Origin of the sequence: Sphingomonas sp. NIBR02145 (assembly GCF_027359115.1) — a bacterium.
GTDB classification, from domain to species: domain Bacteria; phylum Pseudomonadota; class Alphaproteobacteria; order Sphingomonadales; family Sphingomonadaceae; genus Sphingomonas; species Sphingomonas kyeonggiensis_A.
Map to the genome: position 1 here is coordinate 2980161 of NZ_CP114791.1, position 19717 is coordinate 2999877.

The 19717-nt window shown below is 67.1% G+C and carries 23 protein-coding genes; 9 read left to right on the forward strand and 14 right to left on the reverse strand.

The window, feature by feature from the left end; all coding sequences use genetic code 11:
• Positions 1–9 precede the first annotated feature (9 nt).
• Positions 10–924: a 4-hydroxybenzoate octaprenyltransferase gene (ubiA, locus tag O3305_RS13215; RefSeq protein WP_269572976.1), complete on the reverse strand. Its 915-nt coding sequence runs from the start codon at positions 922–924 to the stop codon at positions 10–12.
• 114 nt (positions 925–1038) lie between these two features.
• Between ubiA and O3305_RS13220 the strand changes: the two genes are divergently transcribed.
• Both O3305_RS13220 and O3305_RS13225 read left to right on the forward strand, forming a co-directional pair.
• The gene (locus O3305_RS13220) at positions 1039–1728 is read left to right on the forward strand and encodes an EF-hand domain-containing protein (RefSeq protein WP_269572977.1); all 690 of its coding nucleotides are present in this window, start codon (positions 1039–1041) and stop codon (positions 1726–1728) included.
• A gap of 139 nt (positions 1729–1867) precedes the next feature.
• Positions 1868–2608, forward strand: a complete 741-nt coding sequence (locus O3305_RS13225; protein ID WP_269572978.1) for a 16S rRNA (uracil(1498)-N(3))-methyltransferase — start codon at positions 1868–1870, stop codon at positions 2606–2608.
• Positions 2609–2721: 113 nt separating this feature from the next.
• On the opposite strand, the gene O3305_RS13230 is transcribed toward O3305_RS13225, so the two are convergent.
• The gene (locus O3305_RS13230; RefSeq protein ID WP_269572979.1) at positions 2722–4023 is read right to left on the reverse strand and encodes a methyltransferase family protein; all 1302 of its coding nucleotides are present in this window, start codon (positions 4021–4023) and stop codon (positions 2722–2724) included.
• Positions 4024–4149: 126 nt separating this feature from the next.
• Here O3305_RS13230 and O3305_RS13235 point away from each other — a divergent pair, with 126 nt between their 5' ends.
• Genes O3305_RS13235 through O3305_RS13250 form a run of 4 tightly spaced genes read left to right on the forward strand, consistent with a single transcriptional unit; the run spans position 4150 to position 7972 of the window.
• Positions 4150–6054 (forward strand): M61 family metallopeptidase, encoded by a 1905-nt coding sequence (locus O3305_RS13235; RefSeq protein WP_269572980.1) that lies wholly within the window; start codon positions 4150–4152, stop codon positions 6052–6054.
• Positions 6055–6096: 42 nt separating this feature from the next.
• Positions 6097–6645: an inorganic diphosphatase gene (gene ppa, locus O3305_RS13240; RefSeq protein ID WP_269572981.1), complete on the forward strand. Its 549-nt coding sequence runs from the start codon at positions 6097–6099 to the stop codon at positions 6643–6645.
• Positions 6642–7325, forward strand: coding sequence for a hypothetical protein (locus tag O3305_RS13245; RefSeq protein WP_269572982.1), 684 nt, complete (start codon positions 6642–6644; stop codon positions 7323–7325). The genes ppa and O3305_RS13245 overlap by 4 nt, the downstream gene beginning before the upstream one ends.
• Positions 7322–7972, forward strand: coding sequence for a DUF1345 domain-containing protein (locus tag O3305_RS13250; protein WP_269572983.1), 651 nt, complete (start codon positions 7322–7324; stop codon positions 7970–7972). Before O3305_RS13245 ends, O3305_RS13250 begins: the two co-directional genes overlap by 4 nt.
• Positions 7973–8095: 123 nt before the next feature.
• On the opposite strand, the gene O3305_RS13255 is transcribed toward O3305_RS13250, so the two are convergent.
• Genes O3305_RS13255 through ispG form a run of 4 tightly spaced genes read right to left on the reverse strand, consistent with a single transcriptional unit; the run spans position 8096 to position 10951 of the window.
• A complete protein-coding gene (locus O3305_RS13255; protein ID WP_269572984.1) occupies positions 8096–8455 on the reverse strand; it encodes a TfoX/Sxy family protein in 360 nt (119 codons plus the stop codon).
• Entirely contained in the window at positions 8455–8931 is a 477-nt protein-coding gene (locus tag O3305_RS13260; protein ID WP_269572985.1) for a GNAT family N-acetyltransferase, read from the reverse strand. Before O3305_RS13260 ends, O3305_RS13255 begins: the two co-directional genes overlap by 1 nt.
• Positions 8928–9830, reverse strand: coding sequence for a DMT family transporter (locus O3305_RS13265; RefSeq protein ID WP_342250676.1), 903 nt, complete (start codon positions 9828–9830; stop codon positions 8928–8930). The genes O3305_RS13260 and O3305_RS13265 overlap by 4 nt, the downstream gene beginning before the upstream one ends.
• Complete coding sequence (gene ispG, locus O3305_RS13270) at positions 9827–10951, reverse strand: flavodoxin-dependent (E)-4-hydroxy-3-methylbut-2-enyl-diphosphate synthase (protein ID WP_184164397.1); 1125 nt, start codon at positions 10949–10951, stop codon at positions 9827–9829. Before ispG ends, O3305_RS13265 begins: the two co-directional genes overlap by 4 nt.
• 139 nt (positions 10952–11090) lie before the next feature.
• Between ispG and O3305_RS13275 the strand changes: the two genes are divergently transcribed.
• Both O3305_RS13275 and O3305_RS13280 read left to right on the forward strand, forming a co-directional pair.
• Positions 11091–12302, forward strand: coding sequence for an acyltransferase family protein (locus O3305_RS13275; RefSeq protein ID WP_269572986.1), 1212 nt, complete (start codon positions 11091–11093; stop codon positions 12300–12302).
• On the forward strand, positions 12302–13138 hold the full coding sequence (locus O3305_RS13280; protein WP_342250674.1) for a S1/P1 nuclease: 837 nt from the start codon (positions 12302–12304) through the stop codon (positions 13136–13138). Before O3305_RS13275 ends, O3305_RS13280 begins: the two co-directional genes overlap by 1 nt.
• Here O3305_RS13280 and O3305_RS13285 read toward each other — a convergent pair.
• From O3305_RS13285 to O3305_RS13310, 6 genes are all read right to left on the reverse strand, one after another.
• A complete protein-coding gene (locus tag O3305_RS13285) occupies positions 13135–14133 on the reverse strand; it encodes an alpha/beta hydrolase (RefSeq protein WP_269572987.1) in 999 nt (332 codons plus the stop codon). The genes O3305_RS13280 and O3305_RS13285 overlap by 4 nt on opposite strands.
• Before the next feature lie 51 nt (positions 14134–14184).
• Entirely contained in the window at positions 14185–14397 is a 213-nt protein-coding gene (locus O3305_RS13290) for a PF20097 family protein (RefSeq protein ID WP_269572988.1), read from the reverse strand.
• Positions 14398–14433: 36 nt separating this feature from the next.
• Entirely contained in the window at positions 14434–14703 is a 270-nt protein-coding gene (locus O3305_RS13295) for a hypothetical protein (protein ID WP_269572989.1), read from the reverse strand.
• Between the two features lie 113 nt (positions 14704–14816).
• On the reverse strand, positions 14817–15080 hold the full coding sequence (locus O3305_RS13300) for a hypothetical protein (RefSeq protein WP_269572990.1): 264 nt from the start codon (positions 15078–15080) through the stop codon (positions 14817–14819).
• Positions 15077–15292 (reverse strand): type II toxin-antitoxin system antitoxin, encoded by a 216-nt coding sequence (locus O3305_RS13305; RefSeq protein WP_184164383.1) that lies wholly within the window; start codon positions 15290–15292, stop codon positions 15077–15079. The genes O3305_RS13300 and O3305_RS13305 overlap by 4 nt, the downstream gene beginning before the upstream one ends.
• A gap of 17 nt (positions 15293–15309) precedes the next feature.
• Positions 15310–16215, reverse strand: coding sequence for an SPFH domain-containing protein (locus O3305_RS13310; RefSeq protein WP_269572991.1), 906 nt, complete (start codon positions 16213–16215; stop codon positions 15310–15312).
• Between the two features lie 129 nt (positions 16216–16344).
• On the opposite strand from O3305_RS13310, the gene O3305_RS13315 reads away from it, so the two are divergent.
• Positions 16345–17709: a serine hydrolase domain-containing protein gene (locus tag O3305_RS13315; RefSeq protein ID WP_269572992.1), complete on the forward strand. Its 1365-nt coding sequence runs from the start codon at positions 16345–16347 to the stop codon at positions 17707–17709.
• Between the two features lie 58 nt (positions 17710–17767).
• On the opposite strand, the gene pal is transcribed toward O3305_RS13315, so the two are convergent.
• A complete protein-coding gene (gene pal, locus O3305_RS13320; protein ID WP_184164375.1) occupies positions 17768–18280 on the reverse strand; it encodes a peptidoglycan-associated lipoprotein Pal in 513 nt (170 codons plus the stop codon).
• A 68-nt stretch (positions 18281–18348) separates the two neighbouring features.
• On the reverse strand, positions 18349–19716 hold the full coding sequence (gene tolB / locus O3305_RS13325) for a Tol-Pal system beta propeller repeat protein TolB (RefSeq protein ID WP_269572993.1): 1368 nt from the start codon (positions 19714–19716) through the stop codon (positions 18349–18351).
• Position 19717: the final 1 nt, after the last annotated feature.

Here is a 19717-nt window from a genome sequence, read left to right on the forward strand (position 1 = left end):
CGGCAGCAGTCAAAGCGTCTGGCCGACGACGAAGCAGGCGGCGAACATCAGCAGCCCGGCATTGCGGTTCGACCGGAAGCGGGCGAGCGCGTTGGCGCCGTCGGCGGTGTCGAGCGTCGCGACCTGCCAGAGCAGGTGGAGCGCCATCGGCAGCAGGGCGAGGAGCGCGAGCCAGTCGGGGCGGAGCTGCCAGATCGCGGCGCCCCAGCAGGCTATCGCGACGACGTAGAACGCCGTCACGCCGCCCTGGATATGCGCGCCCATCGCGCGGGCCGAGGAGCGGACGCCGACCAGCGCGTCATCCTCGATATCCTGGATCGCATAGATGGTGTCGTAGCCGATCACCCAGGCGATGCAGCCGGCATAGAGCAAGGCGAGCGGGAGCAAGGGCTGGGTGCCGATCTCGGCCCAGCCGACCAGAGCCGCCCAGGAGAAGACCATGCCGAGCCAGGCCTGGGGCCACCAGGTGATCCGCTTCATGAAGGGATAGGCGGCGACGGGCGCGATGCTGGCGAGCGCCACCAGCCGCGCCGGCCAGTGGAGCTGGAACCAGACGACCAGCCCGACCAGACAGAGCAGGCCGAGCCAGAGCAGGGCAGCCTTCACCGACACCGCGCCGCTCGCCACCGGGCGGCTGCGGGTGCGGGCGACCTGGCGATCGAGATCGCGGTCGACGATGTCGTTGAACACGCAGCCGGCGCCGCGCATCGCGATGCTGCCGAGGAGAAGCCAGAGGATCAGATCCCAGCGCTCGACCGCACCGCCCGACAGCGCGACCGCCCAGGCGCCGGGCCAGAACAGCAGCCACCAGCCGATCGGCCGGTCGAACCGGGCGAGCAGGGCATAGGGTCGTGCGGCGGCGGGGAGCAGGCCCACCAGCCCGCGATGCTCGGTATCGGGTACGATCTGCTGCGCTTCGGCCATGGCCTGTCCCTCCGCGCCTGCGCGCCAAAGATCAAGCCCGCAACATTCTGGCATACTCCTGCGACAAAGCGGGCGCAGGCGCGGATTGCCTTTATTTCACCCGGGAAACAGTCGATGCGCCTTTTCCTCGCCAGCCTGACGCTTGCCGCTGTCGCCACCCCTGCCCTGGCCGATGATGCGCCGAGCTTCTTCATCAGCCCGATGGGCGAGCCGTTCCGCGGGCCGGACGCGCCCAATATCTGGTTCGACAAGGCCGATGCCAATCATGACGGCGTGCTTACCCAGGACGAAATGGAAGCCGATGCGGCGCGCTTCTTCGCGACGCTCGACAAGAACAAGGATGGCGAGCTCGATCCCGAGGAGATCGAGAATTACGAGACGGTGGTCGCGCCGATGATCAGCGTCGGCGGCTATATGGGCGACCAGCCGGAAAGCACCGAAGGCGATGGCGACGGCCAGAAGCGTGCGCCTGCCTATGTCGCGCAGGGCGCCGCCCGCTTCGGCTATTTCGACTATCCCGAGCCGGTGGTGGTGGCCGACACCAATTTCGACCGCGGCGTGGATGCGCGCGAGTTCCGCGTCGCCGCCGACAAGCGCTTCGCGCTGCTCGACAAGAATGGCGACGGCAAGCTGGAGAAGTCCGAACTGCCCAAGATCGAGAAGGCGAGCTTCAGGCCCGGCAAGCGCGGCAGCGGTGGTGGTCGCGGACGCGGTGGGCATGGCGGCGGCGGGCGTCGCGGTGGCGGCGGCTATGGCGGTGGCGGCATGGGCTCGGGCGGCGGCATGGGTGGCATGGGCGACTAAGGCCGCCTTTTCTCGTCACCCCGGGCTCGACCCCGGGGGCCCCGCTGTTTCCAAACCAAGCAGAAACGGGACCCCGGCTCACGGCCGGGGTGACAGGAAAATGATTCAACCGGATTGGGTTCCAGTCTAGAGCATTGCCATGCCCGCTACGCCCGCCTGGCCGCCCCAGTCCGCCCCGCGCCTGTTCGTCGAGACCGAGCTTTCGCCCGGCGAGATCAAGATCGACGGCCCGCAGGCGCATTATCTGATCTCGGTGATGCGGATAAAGATCGGCGAGGCGATCAAGCTGTTCGACGATCGCACCGGCGAATGGGCCGGGGTGGCGCGCTCGATCGGCAAGCGCGACCTGATCCTCGAAGTGACCAACCAGTTGCGCGAGCGCGAGCCGGTGCCGGACCTGTGGCTGTGCGCCGCGCCGATCAAGAAGGGACGGATCGACTGGATCGCAGAGAAGGCCTGCGAGCTGGGGGTCGACCGGCTGGTGCCGGTGCTGACCCGGCGCGCGGTGGTCGACAAGCTCAACCTCGAGCGGCTGCGTGCGCACATGATCGAGGCGGCCGAGCAATGCGGGCGCACCGCCCTGCCCCGGCTCGACGAGATGGTGAAGCTGCCCGCGCTGCTGCGCGACTGGCCCGAGGCGCGCGTGCTGTTCTTCGCCGACGAGACCGGCGGCGTGCCGGCGGTGGACGCGATGCGGGCGAATCCGGGGCCGGCGGCGATCCTGATCGGGCCCGAAGGTGGGTTCGACGAGAGCGAGCGCGAGGCGATCCGGGCGCATCCGAAAGCGATCGGGATCGCGCTGGGGCCGCGGATCCTGCGGGCGGAGACGGCGGCGGCGGCGGCGGTGTCGCTGTGGATGGGGGCTGCGGGGGACTGGTGATCGCCGCGTATCACCAACCGTCACCCTGAACTTGTTTCAGGGTCCAATTCTCCACCAACGATATCTTCCGAGGCGCGCTGGATGCTGAAACAAGTTCAGCATGACGGAGTGGATCAGGCCGGCCGCAGCTTGCTACCCACCCAGGCGAAGAAGCGCGGCACCGGGGCGTTGCGCTGCATCCAGGCGCTGTATTCCTGATAGGCCGGATCGGCACCCAGGTGCAGCTCCTCGGTGCGGGCGCGCCAATAATAGATGCCGCTGACCACGCCCATGATGGCCGCGTTGCGCAGCCCCTCGACCCAGCTGGTGGTGGCGAGGAAGGGCAGGCCCGAGAGCCACCAGAACAGGTTCTTCGACAGATAGGCCGGGTGGCGGCTCCACGCGTACGGCCCATGGGTCAGGACACCGCGGTGCGTGAGGTTGGAGAAGCGCAGGCCGAAGGCGATCGTCGCCCAGGCATAGATGCCGGTCAGCACCACCAGCACCGCGCCGAGCCCGCCCAGGATCCAGGGATGATTGGCGAACCAGAAGGTCCAGTCGGCGCTGCCCGGGTGATAATCGAGCACGCCGCCTTCGTTCATCAGCACGAAGGGCGGGTAGCAGATCAGCGCCGCGGTCCAGCCCGCCGCATAGGGCGTGGCGCTGCGGATGTGCGAATCGAGCGGGCGCATCGTCAGGATGTAGCCGGCGGTGGCGAAGGCCACGTCGATCACGAACATGAAGCTGATGCAGTAATTGGCGATCACCGCCGGGCTGTCGAACATGCGCGCGAAGTTCCAGCCGACGAAATCGCCGAAATTGGGCGGTACGATCGAGAGCATGAAGGCGAGGAAGAAGCCCTTGATCGCCCAGCTGCGCAGATGGTTCTGGATCGCCGGGATATCGATCGGCTCCTTGATCCCCATCAGCCAGGCGCCGAGATGCCAGGCACCGTCCTTCGGCTGCACCAGCTTGCGATCGAGCCACAGGACATAGGGGATCGAGAGCAGGAACAGCGCCGGAGCCGCCATCTCGATGCACCAGATCGACCAGCCGAAATTGGCGTAGCGGCCCGTCCACCAGAAGCGGAACGTGGCATAGATCAGCGCGATCCCGCCCCAGGTGAGCCAAAGGCCGGTGAGCTTGGTGATCGAGATGTCGAGCGTATCCCTGAGCGTACGCTTCGAGGACCAGTCGATACCGGTGCTGGGGTTCAGGTGGACCTTGTCGATAAAGATCGACCAGAGCACCATCGGCAGGGCACAGGCGACGACATTGACCAGTGCCGAATAGGGCCCGTCCATGCCGTAGAAAGTCGCGATCGCGGTCCACAGGCTCATGCCGGCCAGGCCCGCCATGCCGACACCGGTACTCACCGCCGAGCGGGGCCGCGGATCGGCCTGGCTTTCCGCCGTCAGCTTGGGATCGTGATACATGGCGGAAACGAGTAGCGCGCAATGGTTAGCGTCCCGTGAAGGATTGCTGTCACGCGCAGGTCTTTACGCTTCCGCCCGCAGGGTCCTATGACCCTCCCACTCGAAAATGAGAGGTCGCTTCCACCGATGATCCGTGCGCTTGCCGCAGCTGCCCTGCTCGCCTCCGTCTCCGCTCCCGCCATCGCCCAGAATTCGGTGGTCCAATCGGCACCGGCGCAGACCGCGCCCTATCCGAACACCATCCCCGATGCGCGCGACGTCGCCTATCCCGGCACGCTGACGCTCGACATCGACGCGACCGACATCACGCGCGGCATCTTCAACGTGAAGGAGACGATCCCGGTCGCGAAGAGCGGGCACATGGTGCTGCTCTATCCGAAGTGGATTCCCGGCAAGCACGGCCCGCGCGGCGAGATCGAGAAGGTCGGCGGTCTCGTCATCAAGGCGAACGGCAAGGTGATTCCGTGGAAGCGCGATCCCGTGGACGTCTATGCCTTCCACATCGACGTGCCGGCGGGCGCGAAGAAGCTCGAGGTAAGCTTCAACTTCGTCTCGGCCACCGTGGGCGACCAGGGCCGCATCGTGATGACGCCCAACCTGATGAGCCTGCAGTTCTTCTCGCTGAGCCTCTATCCGGCCGGCTATTTCGTCCGCCGCGTGCCGATCCAGGCGAAGGTGACCTATCCCCAGGGCTGGACCGCCAGCTCGGCGGTGGACGCCAAGGTGGCCGGCAATGTCTACAGCTATGACAAGACCAGCTACGACATCCTGATGGACTCGCCGGTGCTCGCCGGCCGCTATTACCGCCAGCTCAAGCTGAGCGACCGCGTGACCATCGAGACCTATGCCGACAGTGCCGAGGAGCTGGCCGCCAAGCCCGAGCAGATCGCGGCGCATGCCAAGCTGGTCGACCAGGCAGTGAAGACCTTCGGCGTCGAGCATTATGATCACTACCGCTTCCTGCTCTCGATCAGCGAGGAACTGGGCGGGATCGGCGTGGAGCATCACCGCAGCTCGGAGAACGGCACGGGCCTGGGCTATTTCACCAAGTGGGACGAGAAGGCGACCAGCCGCAACCTGCTGCCGCACGAATACACCCATAGCTGGGACGGCAAGTTCCGCCGCGGCGCCGACCTGTGGACCCCGGACTATCGCGTGCCGATGCGCGGCTCGCTGCTGTGGGTCTATGAGGGCCAGACCCAGTTCTGGGGCTATGTGTTCCAGGCGCGCTCTGGGCTGGTGAGCAAGGCCGATACCCTGGATGCCTATGCCAATATCGCCGCCAACCTCGACAATCGCCAGGGCCGCACCTGGCGCCCGATGGGCGACACCACCAACGATCCGGTGATCACCCCGCGCTCGCCAAAGGGCTGGGTGAGCTGGCAGCGCAGCGAGGACTATTACAACGAAGGCCTGCTGATCTGGATGGAAGTCGATTCGATCCTGCGCGAGAAGTCGGGCGGCACCAAGTCGATCGACGATTTCGCGCATATCTTCTTCGGCGGCCGCGACGGCGATTTCGGCGAGCTGACCTACACGTTCGACGATGTCGTCGCGACGCTCAACCAGGTCCTGCCCTATGACTGGCGCACGCTGCTCAAGGAGCGTGTCAACGACGTGTCGGAGCATGCGCCGCTTAGCGGGTTCGAGCGCAACGGCTACAAGCTGGTCTATAACGACACCCCCAACAAGGTGACGCCCAAGACCGCCACCGACCTGTCCTATTCGATCGGCCTGTCGATCGGGCCCAAGGGCATTACGGGCGTGATGTGGGGCAGTCCGGCGTTCGACGCGGGCATCACCCTGGCCGACGAGATCGTCGCGGTGAACGGCGCGGTGTTCAGCGGCGACAAGCTGCGGGACGCGGTGAAGGCCGCCAAGGGCAGCAAGGAGCCGATCAAGCTCACCGTGAAGCGCGGTTCGCGCTACCGCGACGTGGCCATCGACTATCTTGACGGGCTGCGCTATCCGCACCTCGAAAAAACAAGCGAAGGAGAGGCTGGCCTGGACAAACTCCTCCAGCCCAAGTGAGGCCGGAGGGGCGCAACCGCCCAGCTAAGGGATAACAGCAGCGTGCGTATTGATCTTATTCCGGTGGGTGATGATCCGCCGAACAGCCTGAACGTCATCATCGAAGTGCCGGTCGGCGGCGAGCCGGTGAAGTATGAGTTCGACAAGGAGAGCGGTGCGCTCTTCGTCGATCGCATCCTGCACACTCCGATGCGCTATCCGGCGAATTACGGCTTCGTGCCGCACACCCTGTCGCCCGACGGCGATCCGCTTGATGCGCTGGTCATCGCGCGCTCGCCCTTCGTGCCGGGCTGCGTCGTGCGCGCCCGCCCGATCGGCGTGCTCAAGCTCGAGGACGAGGCCGGCGGCGACGAGAAGCTGATCTGCGTGCCGGTCGACTCGACCTTCCCTTACTATTCGGACATCGGCGAGCGGCAGGACCTGCCCTCGATCGTGCTCCAGCAGATCGAGCACTTCTTCAAGCACTACAAGGACCTCGAGTCCGAGAAGTGGGTGCGCATCGGCCAGTGGGGCGATGCCGAGGAAGCCAAGAAGATCGTGATCGAAGCGATCGAAGCCGCGAAGAAGGCCAAGGAGGCCGCCGCGGCTTGAATGGCGCGCTGGCCTGGCGACTGTGCGCAGTGGCCGGGCTGGCGACGCTGGCAGCGTCGATGGGGTTCGGGCGCATCCCGGACCTCGTCGCCTGCGGCCCCACCCATGGTGCCGGGCCGATCATTGCGCTCGAGCTGGTCCGCAATCCCGCCGAGCTCGCCGAACTGTTCGGCGCCCCGCCCTGTTCGGAGAAGTTCCGCATCGCGCAGCTGAGCGCGAGCTGGTGGGACGCGCTCGTCTTCATCCCCGCTTACGCGACCTTCCTGGTCCTCGGCGCCTGGGCGCTGCGCCACGGCGCACGCACGCTGGGCCTCGCCGCGATGGGCGTGCTGTTCGCCGCCGCGCTGTTCGACCAGGTCGAGGGCGTGATCCTGCTCCAGATCCTGCCGGTCGGCCCCGATGCCCAGAGCCTGTTCGACATGCTGTTCGTCGTGGTGCGCACCAAGTTCGCGCTGCTCGGCATCGGCGAGCTGATGTTGTCGCTGCTGGCATGGCGCGGAACCCTGGTCGCCAAGCTTACCGCCGTGCCGCTGGCGGCAGGCGGGCTGGTCTCGCTCTGGTTCCTGCTGAGCGAACCGCACCATCCCTGGATGATGCAGGCGCACAGCTATGGCTGGATGGCGCTGCTCGCGCTTGCCGTGGTGGGTGCGATCAACCCGCGCTGGGTGCGCCGGGCATGAGCGCGCCGCATCGCCGCGGCATCGGCAATGTCGTGGCGCCGCCGCGCTTCCTGCTGTTCCTCGCCGCGACCCTCGCGTCTGGCTGGATCCTGTTGCCGGCGGTTGGCCTGCATTTCGGCGTCATGCTGGCCTTCGATATCGGCGCGGCCGCCTTCCTGATTTCGACGATACCCCTGCTGAGCCACCGCGCCAGCGGGATGCGTGAGAGCGCCTGCCGCAACGATGCCAACCGGCCGATGCTGCTGCTGATCACGGTAATGGTGGGCGCCGCTGTGTTCACCTCGATCGCCGCCGAAGTGCTGAGCGGGATCAAGTCCAACCCCTGGGCGCTGCCCGCGATCCTCGGCACACTGGCGCTGAGCTGGACGTTCAGCAACACCATCTACGCGCTGCACTATGCGCATATCTTCTACACGGCGGCACGGAACGGCGCCGATTCGGGCGGGCTGGAATTCCCGGACACCAAGGAGCCCGATTACTGGGACTTCCTCTATTTCGCGGTCTGCCTGGGCATGACCTTCCAGACCAGCGACGTGACCATCTCCAGCCGGCGCCTGCGCCGCGTGGTGACCGCGCACTGCCTGGCGGCGTTCGTGTTCAACCTGGGCATCCTGGCGTTCACGATCAACGTGCTGGGCGGCGGCTAGGCGATCGTCACCTTGAACTGGCTTCAGGGTTGAACCCTCCGCGAGGAAGGGGCAAGAGGCTCGAGCGCTTCCCCGCGCCGCACGTTGGATGCCGACGCAAGTTCAGCATGACAAAGAATGCGGTCAGCGCTTCCTTGCCTTCGCCCTCGGCTTCTTCGGCGGCGCGCGACGGGCCGCATCGAGCGCGAGCAGCGCCCAGCGGCGCAGTTCGTCGGCATCGTCATAGGTCTCGTCGGGCGCGCGGCGATAGTTGAGCGACTGGACCTTGCCGTCCTCGCGCGTGACCGAGAAGCGCTCGGCATCGCCCCATTCGGCATCGCTCTCCGCATCCGCCTTGAGCCACAGCGCGTCGAAGGCGAGGATCGCGAAGGCCAGCCCGTCGCAATAGAGCGCCGCGCCGCCGAACAGCCGCTTCGAGGTGACCGTGCCGATCGGCTCCATCGCCTCCGCCACCCAATCGACCAGGCCCTGGTCGATCGCCATCAGCCGCGTCCGGCCAGCTTGAGCAGCGCATCGCCCGAGACGCGCTGCACAGTCCATTCTTCCATCGCCTCGGCGCCCATCGCCCGGTAGAAATCGATCGCCGGCGTGTTCCAGTCGAGCACCGACCATTCGAAGCGGCCGCAATCCCGGTCGAGCGCGATGCCCGCCAGATGCCGGAGCAGCGCCTTGCCCGCCCCCGCGCCGCGCGCGTCGGGGGTGACGTACAGGTCTTCGAGATAGATGCCGGGCTTGCCGGTCCAGGTCGAGAAATTGTGGAAGAACAGCGCGAAGCCCACGGCCACGCCGTCCAGCTCGGCGATCAGGCTTTCGGCAACGCGGGTCTCGAACAGCGCCTTGTGCAGCATCGCCTCGGTCGCGACCACCGCGTCGGGCTCGCGCTCATAGACGGCAAGCTCGCGGACCAGGCCGAGGATCAGCGCGACGTCGTCGGGGGTGGCGGTGCGGATGGCGATCATGAAAGGGCGGGCTCCACTTCGGGCTCGGCGATGCCGGGCTTGCTGCGCGCCGCCATCACGCATCCGGCGACGATCAGCAAGGTGCCGCCGATGGTGAGTAGCGTGAGCGGCTCGCGGAAGAACAGCCAGCCCATCAGTGCCGCCCAGATGAAGGCGGTATATTCGACAGTGAGCAGCACCTGGGCCTCCGCCCTGGCGTAGGCCCAGGACAGCAGCAGCAGGGAGACGATCGCCAGGCCGGCCGCCAGCACCACCAGCCACCATTGGCCGGGTGCCGGCATCACCAGCAGCCAGGGCGCCGGCAGCGCGAACAGGCCGAGGATGATCCAGTTCTGGAAGAAGGCGATCTCGATCGGCCCGGCCTGCTGCGCCTGGTGCCGCGCGATGACGAGATTGACCGCGTAAAACACCGCCGAGGTGAGGATCGCGATCATGCCCAGCGCCGAATCGGGCCGGTGCGGCGCGCCGAGTTGCCCGGCCAGAATGATGCCGACCCCGGCCAGGCCGAGCAGCGAGCCGAGGATCGAGCGGGTGCCGATCTTCTCGTGCAGGAAGACCGCGGCGAGCGCGAGCGCGATCAGCGGGGCGATGAAGGTGAGCGCGATCGCCTCGGCCAGCGGCACGCGGACGATCCCCCAGAAGAAGGCGATCGCCATCACCGCGATCACCACGCTGCGGATCGCATGGATGCGGAGTACCCGGGCCGACGGCAGGCGCTGCCCGGAAAAGGCGAACAGCGGCGTCATGATCGCCGCGCCCGCCACCAGCCGCCAGAAGATCGCGGCATAGGCGCCGATGACGAGGCTGATCCCCTTCATCACCGCGTCCATGATCGAATAGAGCGCAATGCCCGCGCAGGCGGCGAGCAGCGCCGCGACCACGCGCTGCCGTGCGGTCACTCCGCGGCTTGCGCGGCGGCCTCGCTGGCCGCCTCGATCTCCGCCGCCTTGGCCTCGACCAGCTTGACGATGTGATCGAGCATGTCGGCATCGTTCACCGTGTGATCGGTGACGCCCGACAGATAGACCATGTGCTTGCCATTGCCGCCGCCGGTGAGGCCGATATCGGTCTCGCGCGCTTCGCCGGGGCCGTTGACCACGCAGCCGAGCACCGAGAGCGACAGCGGCGTGCGGATGTGCTGGAGCCGGTCCTCGAGCGCCTGCACCGTGCGGATCACGTCGAAGCCCTGGCGCGCGCAGCTGGGGCAGCTGACGACGCGGACACCGCGATTGCGGATACCGAGCGCCTTCAAAATCTCGAAGCCGACGCGGACCTCTTCCTCCGGCTCGGCCGAAAGGCTGACGCGGATGGTGTCGCCGATGCCGAACCACAGCAGCGAACCGATGCCGATCGCCGACTTGACCGTACCGCCGACGAACCCGCCCGCCTCGGTGATGCCGAGGTGCAGCGGGCAATCCACTGCGTCGGCGAGCTGCTGGTATGCGGCGACGGCCAGGAACACGTCCGACGCCTTCACCGCGACCTTGAACTCGTGGAAGTCACGGTCCTGGAGCAGCTTGATATGGTCGAGCGCCGATTCGACCAGCGCCTCGGGGCACGGCTCGCCATATTTCTCGAGCAGGTCCTTCTCGAGGCTGCCGGCATTCACGCCGATGCGGATCGCGCAGCCATTGGCCTTGGCGGCGTTGACCACTTCGTTCACGCGGTCGGCCGAGCCGATATTGCCCGGATTGATGCGCAGGCAAGCGGCGCCGGCATCGGCGGCTTCGAGCGCGCGCTTGTAGTGGAAATGGATGTCCGCGACGATCGGCACACGGCTGGCACGGACGATCTGCTTGAGCGCCGCGGTCGATTCGACGTCCGGGCAGGAAACGCGGATGATATCCACGCCGGCATCCTCGCAGCGGCGGATCTGGTCGATCGTCGCGCGGGCATCGGAGGTGGCAGTGTTGGTCATGGTCTGCACCGTCACCGGCGCATCACCGCCAACGGGCACATTACCCACCATGATCTGACGGCTGGGCCGCCGGACGATATCGCGCCAGGGACGTACGGACATGGCGGCGATATAGGCGCTTTGGCCCCGGGGGGCCAGTCGCCAGAATATCGAGATTCCGTGCAGATGCGCGCCCCGCGCTTTACGCGATGCTAAGCAACCCGGGTTAAGCTTGCAGGCTGTTCGATTAGCCCGAGGCCTGATGCGGCACGATCCTGTTCCCGTAGCTGCACCGCGAACCAGCCAGCGCCATTACGGCATGGACTGGCTGCGGATCGCTGCGTTCGGGCTGCTGATACTCTATCACATCGCCATGGCCTTCTCGCCCTGGGACTGGGTGATCAAGACCGGCTATGCCTTCCAGTGGCTGATCCCGCCCATGGCGCTCCTCACCCCCTGGCGGCTGCCGTTGCTGTTCGCCGTCTCCGGCTATGCCTCGCGCAAGCTCTATGACCGCGCGCCCGGCGATTTCGCGCGGAGCCGTGCGCTGCGGCTGCTCATCCCGCTGGCCTTCGGCATGGCGGTGCTGGTGCCGCTCGAGATGTGGGTGCGGGTGATGGAGAATGGCTATCCCCATGGCTATCTCCATTTCTGGGCGCTCGACTACTGGCGCAGCGGCATCTTCTGGGGCCGCGAGTTCCCGAGCTGGGAGCATCTCTGGTTCGTCGCCTATCTCGCCGCCTACACCTTGCTGCTCGCGCTGGTGCTGGCGCGCGCTGGCGGGCGGACGCTGCGCGCGATCGACGCAGCGGCGGAATGGCTCACCCAGGGTCGCCGCCTGCTCTGGGTGCCGGTGGCGGCACTGGCGGTAGCGCGGCTGGCGCTGCTGTTCGTGGCGCCCGAACGCCAGGGGCTGCTGCGCGACTGGGGCGGGCATGCGCAATATGTGCCGATCTTCCTGTTCGGCTTCGCGCTGGCGGGATCGCCCGGACTATGGGCGGCGATCGCGCGCAACTGGAAGCCGGGCGCGGCGATGGCGGCGCTGGCCGGCGCGGTGGTCGTATCGGTCGAGCTGGCCTGGCCGGGCGCCAGCGTGCCGCCGCATGAAGTGATGGCGCTCGATCGGGCCGCCCGCACTGCCATGGCCTGGGGCATGATCCTCGCGCTGTTCCACATTGCCGAGACGCGCTGGAACCGCGATCATCCGCTGCGCAAGCCGCTCGCCGAGGCGGTGTTCCCCTTCTACATCGTCCACCATCCCGCGATCGTGCTGATCGCCTGGTATTCGCTGCCGCTGCACCTGAGCGCCCCGCTCGACTTCGCGCTGCTGCTCGGCGGCACGGCGAGCGTCTGTGCCGCGACCTATCTGATCGGCCGACGGATCGGCTGGCTGCGCCCGCTGATCGGACTCAACCGGCTGGCGAAGCCCGAACATCCTGCTAGGGAGACAGCGCCTGCCTCTGGAGTAGTCTGATGCGCTTTCTCGTGATCCTCGCGGCCCTGATCGGCTTCGCCGCGCCCGCCAACGCCTATTGGGAATATGGCCACCAGACGGTCGCCGCGATCGCCTGGCGCAACGTCACCCCGGCCACCCGCGCGAAGATCACCCAGCTGCTCCGCCACACCGACCTGCTCAAGACCGAGGGCTGCCCGGCGACCAATATCGAAGAGGCTTCGGTCTGGGCCGATTGCATCAAGAAGCTGGGCAATGACTGGCGCTACGCCTCGGTCTGGCACTATCAGGACGCCGACGTCTGCAAGCCGTTCGACGTGACCGCCGAATGCAAGGACGGCAATTGCGTCTCCGCCCAGATCGAGCGCGACGTGAAGATCCTCAAGGACCGCAAGGCGCCGCAGGTCGAGCGGGTGAAGGCCTTGCTCTTCCTGGTCCATTTCGTCGGCGATATCGGCCAGCCGCTGCACGGCGCCGAGCACGACCATGACGCCGGCGGCAACAAGGCGCAGGTCAGCTATGGCATCTACACCACCGACCGGCTGAACCTCCATTCGGTGTGGGACGGGCTGCTCGCCGAGCGCGCGATCACCTCGGGCCCGAACATCGTGCGCACCTATAGCCGCAAGGACCGCGCCGAACTGGGCGGGGGCACCGTGCAGGACTGGGGCAAGGACAGCTGGGAGCTGGCCAAGACCGTCTATGCCGACCTGAATGGCGGCGAGACCTGCAAGCCGATCACCACCCGCATCGCGATCACCGAGCCGATGATCGAGAAGTGGGTGCCCGAGGCACGCACCCAGGTCATCAAGGGCGGCCTTCGCCTTGCTCGCCTGCTTGACGAGGCCCTGGCCTAACGCTTCTCCGTGACGAACCCGGCGATGGCATCGACCAGCGCCGGGGCAACGGGCAGCGACGCATCGCCATAGGTCGCGATGCTCGCCATCCGCTCCTCGCTCGCGGCGATGCGGAGCACATGCGTCATCCCCGGCACGATCGCGAGCCTGGCACCCGGCCTTGCCCCGGCAAGCGCCTGGGCGTCCGGCACACCGATCTGGATGTCGCGATCGCCCTGGGTGACGAGCAGCGGCACCTTCAGCGACGCCGCGAGCTTGGGCGGATCATAGCGGAACTGGTCGATCAGGAAGTCCTGCACCGCATCCGGAAACAAGGCGGGCAGCGGCGGCGGCATCGCGGCGGTGTCGGCATGCTTGCCGCTCTCCAGCGTATCGACGAGCGACAGCAGCGGCTCGAGCAAAGGTGCATTGGCCGGATTGGCGCGAAACTGCGCGCGCATGATCGCGGCGAGCGGCCGCCCGGCGGCGGCGACCAGCACCACGCCGCACACCCCTTCGGGCTGCTGCGCGGCGGCGAGCACGACCAGCCCGCCCTCGCTATGCCCGCCCAGCCAGATGCAGGAGCGGCCGGTACGCTTGCGCGCGACCTCGATCCAGGCGCGGACATCCGCCGCGTAATCGGCGATCGTGACATGATTGCCGTCCGCGACCGCCGCCCTGCTGCCGAACATGCCGCGCTTGTCGATACGCAGCGTGGCGACGCCGCGCTTCGCCAGCCCATCGGCGAGCTGGCGATAGGGCCCGCCGGCGACGCCATAACGGTTGTTGCCGTCGCGATCGGTGGGGCCGGAGCCGGGCACGATCAGCACCAGCGGCGCCTTGGGATCTGGATCGATCAGCGTGCCGGCGAGATCCCCCTGCGGCCCCGGCGCGGTGATCTCGACACCCGCGGGCGCCTGCTGCGCAAAGGCCTGAGGCACGGCGGCAAATGCCAGCGCCAGCACAACCTTCAGAGAAGAATGGCCGGGGCGAACCCGGAATGCTTTGCCAGTCATGCGCAACCTCCCTTCTTGCGTCCCCGGCCGGAACCGCGCGCGACGCGCCGCCTAGCCCTTGGCGTAGTTCTCCAGGAAGCCACAGCGCGGGCAGCGCCAGGTCTGGATGCTGATCGGCTTGTGCGGCAGCTTGAGGCCGAGCAGCAGCGCCTTGCGGGGCGGCCCGGCTACCCAGCCCGTTGTCCGCCGATAGCTATCGCGGTCGGCGAGCGTGAAACCTTCCTCCATAGAGCCCTGGCATTTCGGGCAGCTGTTCGACCGCATGGCCCTCTCCTTCCAGTGCCGGGCACTGATCGTTCGTTACGCATCGCCGCCCCAGCGGAAACGCCAGTCGCCATCGGTCTTGCTGGCAATCAGCCACAGATAAGCGCCGATCACCGGCAGGAGCAGCACCAGCCACAGCCGATCGCGGTGCGTCGCGAAATTGACGATCAGGCCGACGATCGCGACAAAGGCAAAGGTCGCCGCCCAGCCCTGCCAGGTGACCGGCACCGCACCCAGGCCGAAGCGCTTGGGACGGAACCAATAGCCGGGGCGAACCGAGCCCTGCTCACGGAAGCGGGCGCCCATCACTGGAACAGCGCCAGGGCGATGCCGGCGACCAGCGCGAGCCCGGCGATGCCGAGCACATAGGGGAGATGCACGCGGCGGATATGCGTGGCGAGCAACATCGCGAAACCCTTTCAGTCAGCCTTGCCGTCGTCCGCGGCAGGCGAGGATGTGCGCCAGGCGACGACCAGGAACAGCGCCGTCGCGGCAAGGAACAGGATCAACCAGGCGGCGACCCGCACCGGCTCGGGCGGAAGGATCACCGGGGTAAGCGCCATGCTGAACAGCACATAGGCGATGGTGACCGCCCAGCCCTGCCGCGTGCACGGCGTGATGTTGTATTTGGCGCCCCGGCGGATCCGGACGAACCATGCATCGGGACGCCGGGGCCGGGTCATGCTTCGTCTTCCCTTGCCTTGGGCGGTCGGCCGCGCCGGGCACGCACCGGCTCGGCCAGCTTCACGCCCCGGCGCCCCAGCGCCTCGCGCAGCAGGCATTCGACCTGGGCATTGACGCTGCGCAGGTCGGCCGCCGCCGACCGCTCGATCGCCGCATAGAGCGCGGGATCGAGCCGGAGCGGGAAAGCTTTCTTCTGGGGCGGTTCGGACACGGGGTACGCCTTGATACTTACTGGTAGAGCGAGCCCGTGTTGACCACCGGCTGGGTATCCCGCTCGCCGCACAGCACGACCATCAGGTTCGATACCATGGCGGCGCGGCGCTCGTCGTCGAGATGCACCACGTCCTTGGCCGAAAGCTGGGCCAGCGCCATCTCGACCATGCCGACCGCGCCTTCGACCAGCGTCTGGCGGGCGGCGACCACGGCCTGGGCCTGCTGGCGGCGGAGCATCGCACCCGCGATCTCCTGGGCATAGGCCAGATGGGTAAAGCCGCACTCGTCGACGGTGATGCCGGCGACGCGCAGCCGCTCGATCAGCTCGCCGCGCAGTTCGGTGCCGACCTGGTCGTGATTGCCGCGCAGCGTGACTTCCTGATGCTCGAAATCGTCATAGGGGTAGCGCGAACCGATGGTGCGCACCGCCGCTTCGATCTGGACGTTCACGAACGCCTTGTAATCGTCGACGTCGAACAGCGCCTGCGCCGTGTCGGTCACGCGCCACACCACCTGCGCCGCCATCTCGATCGGGTTGCCGCGCAGGTCGTTCACCTTGATGCGCTCCGAAATGATGTTGTTGGCGCGCACCGAGACCTTCTTCTTGATCAGCCACGGCATGGCCCAGCGCAGACCGGTGGTGCGATCGGTGCCCTGATAGTCGCCGAACAGCGTGATCACCGCCGCCTGGTTGGGCTGGAGCAGGTAGAAGCCGCACAGCACGAACAGCTCGACGAGGATCGCGACAAGGAGCGTGGTGATCACGATCCAGTCGGCGATGCGGTCGATCTGCGAGAGCGCCGCGCCCGCCGCGACAATCGCGAGCAGCGCCACGAGCAGCATGCCATAGCCGCTTGCCGTGGTTGCAGTCTTCTCGCTGCTCTGGCGCAGTGCCGGCGCGGCGCTACGAACGTCAGTCATCATTACCTCCCGAAATTATGATATCGTATTTATATCGAGTCGGAACGCCCCGCAAGCGGAATCGGAATGCGGTTCATGCCCGGCTCATCCGCATTCGAGAGAGTGCCCGCCGTTCGAGAGGGGGAATCGATGCGACCTTTTCTGCCTGCCATGCTCTGCACCGTGATGCTGGCGACGCCGGCTTGGGCCCAGCCCTCCCCCGCAATGATCGCCCGCGATGCCGATTCGGCGATGGCCGCGGCAATCGATGCGAAGGGATCGGGCGCGGTGGTGCTGATCGCGCGGGGCGACACGGTGCTCTATCGCAAGGCACGCGGCATGGCCGAAGTCGAGCTGGGCGTGCCGCTCGCGCCCGACCAGGTGTTTCGCATCGCTTCGATCACCAAGAGCTTCACCGGCGCGCTGCTCGTCCAGATGGCGGCACGCGGCGAAGTCTCGCTCGATGCGCCGGCGGTGCGTTACCTGAGCGACCTGCCGCTGGATCCGCGGATCACGCTGCGCCAGCTGCTCAGCCATACTGCCGGTGTCAGCGAGACCGACGCAGTGCCGCAGCCGCCCTTCGGCAATGGCGAAGTGCCGATCGCCGAGCAGGTGCGGCGGATCGCCGCGCGGCCACTCGCCTTCGAGCCCGGTACCGCGCAGCGCTATTCGAACGCCGGCTATATCCTGCTCGCAGCGGTGATCGAGAAAGTGACCGGGCAAAGCTGGGACGAGGCGATGCGGACGCGCCTGTTCGTGCCACTCGGACTGGCCGAAACCGCCTATGACCGCTTGGACGACATCGTGCCCGGCCGGACGAGCGGCTATTCCAGTGACAAGGGCGTGCTGCGCAATGCCGCGCCGTTCAACGTCTCGATCCCCAAGACCGCCGGATCACTCCGCTCGACGGCTGCGGACCTGCTGCGCTGGATGCGGGCCTTGTCGCAGGGCCGGGTGGTCGGCACAGCTGGCTTTGCCGAGATGAGCAAACCTGCGCTGGCAAGCGTCGGTGTGCAGGAGCGCTATGGGCTGGGCCTCTATCGCTGGCAGATCCGCGGTCAGGACGCGATCGGGCATACGGGCCAGATCAACGGCTTCACCTCGGCGCTGTTCTACCTGCCCGCCGAAGACGCGACGGTGGTGGTGCTCGCCAACAGCGACAGCTTCGACGCGCAGACGCTCGCCCGGCGGATGGCGGCGATCCTGATCGGCAAGCCCTATCCGCTGCCACGCCCCAGCGCCGTTCCAGCCGAATCGCTGAGGCCGCTTGCCGGCAGCTATGGCAGCGATCCGGCAACGTCCCGCACGATCGCGGTGCAGGACGGCAGGCTGGTGATCAACCGCCCCAATCGCGGCGGCATCCCGGCCGTGCTGGGCAGCGACGGCGCGCTCCGCTTCGTGCCCGACGAGCTCAGCTATTTCCTGCCGGTACGCGATGCGGAGGGTGCGGTGATCCGGCTCGACTATTTCGCCCGCGGCGAAGGCCCGGCACTGCCGCTGCCTCGCCAGCCCTGAACACGAAAAAGGCCGCCGGAATTGCTCCGGCGGCCCGTTTCCTGTCAGGCGAAACGCCTCAGCTGATGACGATGGTCACAGCGCGGCGGTTCTGTGCCCAGCTGGCGTCGTCCGAGCCGAGCGCGATCGGGCGCTCCTTGCCATAGCTGATCGTGGTGATCCGCGCGGGCGAGATGCCGCGCGAAGCGAGGTAGTTCTTCGCGGCATTGGCGCGGCGATCGCCCAGGCCGAGATTGTACTCGCGGGTGCCGCGCTCGTCGCAATGCCCCTCGATCGTGATGCGCGTATTCGGGTGGCTGGTCAGCCACTGCGCCTGGCTGTCCAGGATCGCGCGCGCTTCCGGATCGATGTCATACTGGTCGAACGAGAAGTGGATCGTGTCGCTCGCCACTTCGCGGCGGAACTGCTCGTTGATCGGCGCCGCAACCGTGTCGCTGTCGCCCTCGCCGGCATTGACCGGACCGGTATCCGACGGCGCGGGCGGAATGTCGGCGACATTGCGCTTCTTGGTGCAACCCGCAGTGGCGATCAGCGCGATGCCGAGCACCAGGCCAGTCGTGATCTTGGACATGGTCTTTCCTCCTTCTCTGGTCGCATCTCGTCCGCTTGCCCGGACGCTAGCACAGATGCGGTAACGTTTCAGGGGCGAATCGGTCCCCAGCTGGGATCCGATCCGTCGAGCGGCGTGGGAATGCGCCGCGCATTGGTGCCGGTGAGGTCCACCGACCAAAGGTCCGGCCGGCCCGAACCCTGGGCCGAACGGAAGAACATCAGCACGCGGCCATTGGGCGACCAGCTCGGCGCCTCGTCGCCCCAGCTGTTGGTCAGCAGCTTCTCGCCGCCGCCCGAAGGGTTCATCACGCCGATCCGGAAGGCGCCGCCGCCGGTGCGGGTGAAGGCGATCAGGTCGCCGCGCGGGCTCCACACCGGCGTGGCGTAGCGGCCGCCGCCGAAGCTGATCCGGTGCTGGTTCGAGCCATCGGCGTTCATCACATAGAGCTGCTGGGTGCCGCCGCGATCGCTCTCGAACACGATCTTCGAGCCGTCGGGCGAATAGCTGCCGCCGGTATCGATGCCCGGCGAGTTGGTGAGCCGCTGCGATTCGCCGCCCGCCGCTGCGATGCGATAAATGTCGGTGTTGCCAGCCTGCGACATCGAGAACAGCACCCAGCGACCGTCCGGCGAGAAGCGCGGCGCGAAGCTGAGGCTCACATTCGAGACGAGCAGCCGGTTCGAGCGCGCCGCCATGTCATAGACATAGATGGACGGCTTGCGCTGGGTGTAGCTCATATAGACGATCGCGTTCTGCTTCGGCGACATGCGCGGCGTCAGCACGATCGACTGCCCGTTGGTCAGGAAGCGGTGGTTGGCGCCGTCCTGGTCCATGATCGCCAGCTGCTTGCGGCGCTTGTTCTTTGGGCCGGTCTCGGCGACGTACACCACTTGGCTGTCGAAATAGGGGCCTTCGCCGGTCAGCTTCGAATAGACCGCGTCGGCGCACTTATGCGCCGCGCGGCGCCAGTCGCCAGGCGAGACGACGAAGCCCTGGCGGACCAGCTCGCTCTGCAACAGCACGTCATAGAGATAGCAGCCGACGGTCAGCGAGCCATTGCCATTCGCGCGGACATAGCCCTGGATGATCGCCTGATTGCCGTTCCAGCTGCCGTAATTGGGCGTAGCGACTTCGCTATAGGCGATGCCGCGGCTGGCCGAGGGCCCGCGCGTCTTGAACAGGCCGGTGTTGCGCAGATCGTCCTCGACCACCTGGGCGAGCTTGGCACCGAGCTGGTCGGTCGGACCCGCCGGCGTGTCGACGTTCTGCGAGGTCGGCATCGCCGGTATCGCGATGACCAGATCCTTGGCCGCCGTGTTGCTCACATCGACGCTGAGCGGCGTGTCCTGGTCTTGGGTCGGGATCGGCGCGGGCGCCGGCACATCCTGCGCCTGCGCGACGGTGGCCACGGTGCTCGCCAGCAGGGCCGCGATCGTCAGATGGGCAAATTTCATC

What these genes read in the sequence shown, in the direction of transcription:
- O3305_RS13280 (WP_342250674.1), top strand. Translation starts at nt 12,302, where the DNA reads ATGCGCTTTCTCGTGATCCTCGCGGCCCTGATCGGCTTCGCCGCGCCC.
- O3305_RS13310 (WP_269572991.1), bottom strand. Translation starts at nt 16,215, where the DNA reads ATGACTGACGTTCGTAGCGCCGCGCCGGCACTGCGCCAGAGCAGCGAG.
- O3305_RS13275 (WP_269572986.1), top strand. Translation starts at nt 11,091, where the DNA reads ATGCGGCACGATCCTGTTCCCGTAGCTGCACCGCGAACCAGCCAGCGC.
- O3305_RS13300 (WP_269572990.1), bottom strand. Translation starts at nt 15,080, where the DNA reads ATGACCCGGCCCCGGCGTCCCGATGCATGGTTCGTCCGGATCCGCCGG.
- ubiA (WP_269572976.1), bottom strand. Translation starts at nt 924, where the DNA reads ATGGCCGAAGCGCAGCAGATCGTACCCGATACCGAGCATCGCGGGCTG.
- pal (WP_184164375.1), bottom strand. Translation starts at nt 18,280, where the DNA reads ATGTCCAAGATCACGACTGGCCTGGTGCTCGGCATCGCGCTGATCGCC.
- O3305_RS13285 (WP_269572987.1), bottom strand. Translation starts at nt 14,133, where the DNA reads ATGACTGGCAAAGCATTCCGGGTTCGCCCCGGCCATTCTTCTCTGAAG.
- O3305_RS13315 (WP_269572992.1), top strand. Translation starts at nt 16,345, where the DNA reads ATGCGACCTTTTCTGCCTGCCATGCTCTGCACCGTGATGCTGGCGACG.
- O3305_RS13250 (WP_269572983.1), top strand. Translation starts at nt 7,322, where the DNA reads ATGAGCGCGCCGCATCGCCGCGGCATCGGCAATGTCGTGGCGCCGCCG.
- O3305_RS13290 (WP_269572988.1), bottom strand. Translation starts at nt 14,397, where the DNA reads ATGCGGTCGAACAGCTGCCCGAAATGCCAGGGCTCTATGGAGGAAGGT.
- O3305_RS13230 (WP_269572979.1), bottom strand. Translation starts at nt 4,023, where the DNA reads ATGTATCACGATCCCAAGCTGACGGCGGAAAGCCAGGCCGATCCGCGG.
- O3305_RS13225 (WP_269572978.1), top strand. Translation starts at nt 1,868, where the DNA reads ATGCCCGCTACGCCCGCCTGGCCGCCCCAGTCCGCCCCGCGCCTGTTC.
- ispG (WP_184164397.1), bottom strand. Translation starts at nt 10,951, where the DNA reads ATGTCCGTACGTCCCTGGCGCGATATCGTCCGGCGGCCCAGCCGTCAG.
- O3305_RS13260 (WP_269572985.1), bottom strand. Translation starts at nt 8,931, where the DNA reads ATGATCGCCATCCGCACCGCCACCCCCGACGACGTCGCGCTGATCCTC.
- O3305_RS13295 (WP_269572989.1), bottom strand. Translation starts at nt 14,703, where the DNA reads ATGGGCGCCCGCTTCCGTGAGCAGGGCTCGGTTCGCCCCGGCTATTGG.
- O3305_RS13220 (WP_269572977.1), top strand. Translation starts at nt 1,039, where the DNA reads ATGCGCCTTTTCCTCGCCAGCCTGACGCTTGCCGCTGTCGCCACCCCT.
- tolB (WP_269572993.1), bottom strand. Translation starts at nt 19,716, where the DNA reads ATGAAATTTGCCCATCTGACGATCGCGGCCCTGCTGGCGAGCACCGTG.
- O3305_RS13235 (WP_269572980.1), top strand. Translation starts at nt 4,150, where the DNA reads ATGATCCGTGCGCTTGCCGCAGCTGCCCTGCTCGCCTCCGTCTCCGCT.
- O3305_RS13255 (WP_269572984.1), bottom strand. Translation starts at nt 8,455, where the DNA reads ATGGCGATCGACCAGGGCCTGGTCGATTGGGTGGCGGAGGCGATGGAG.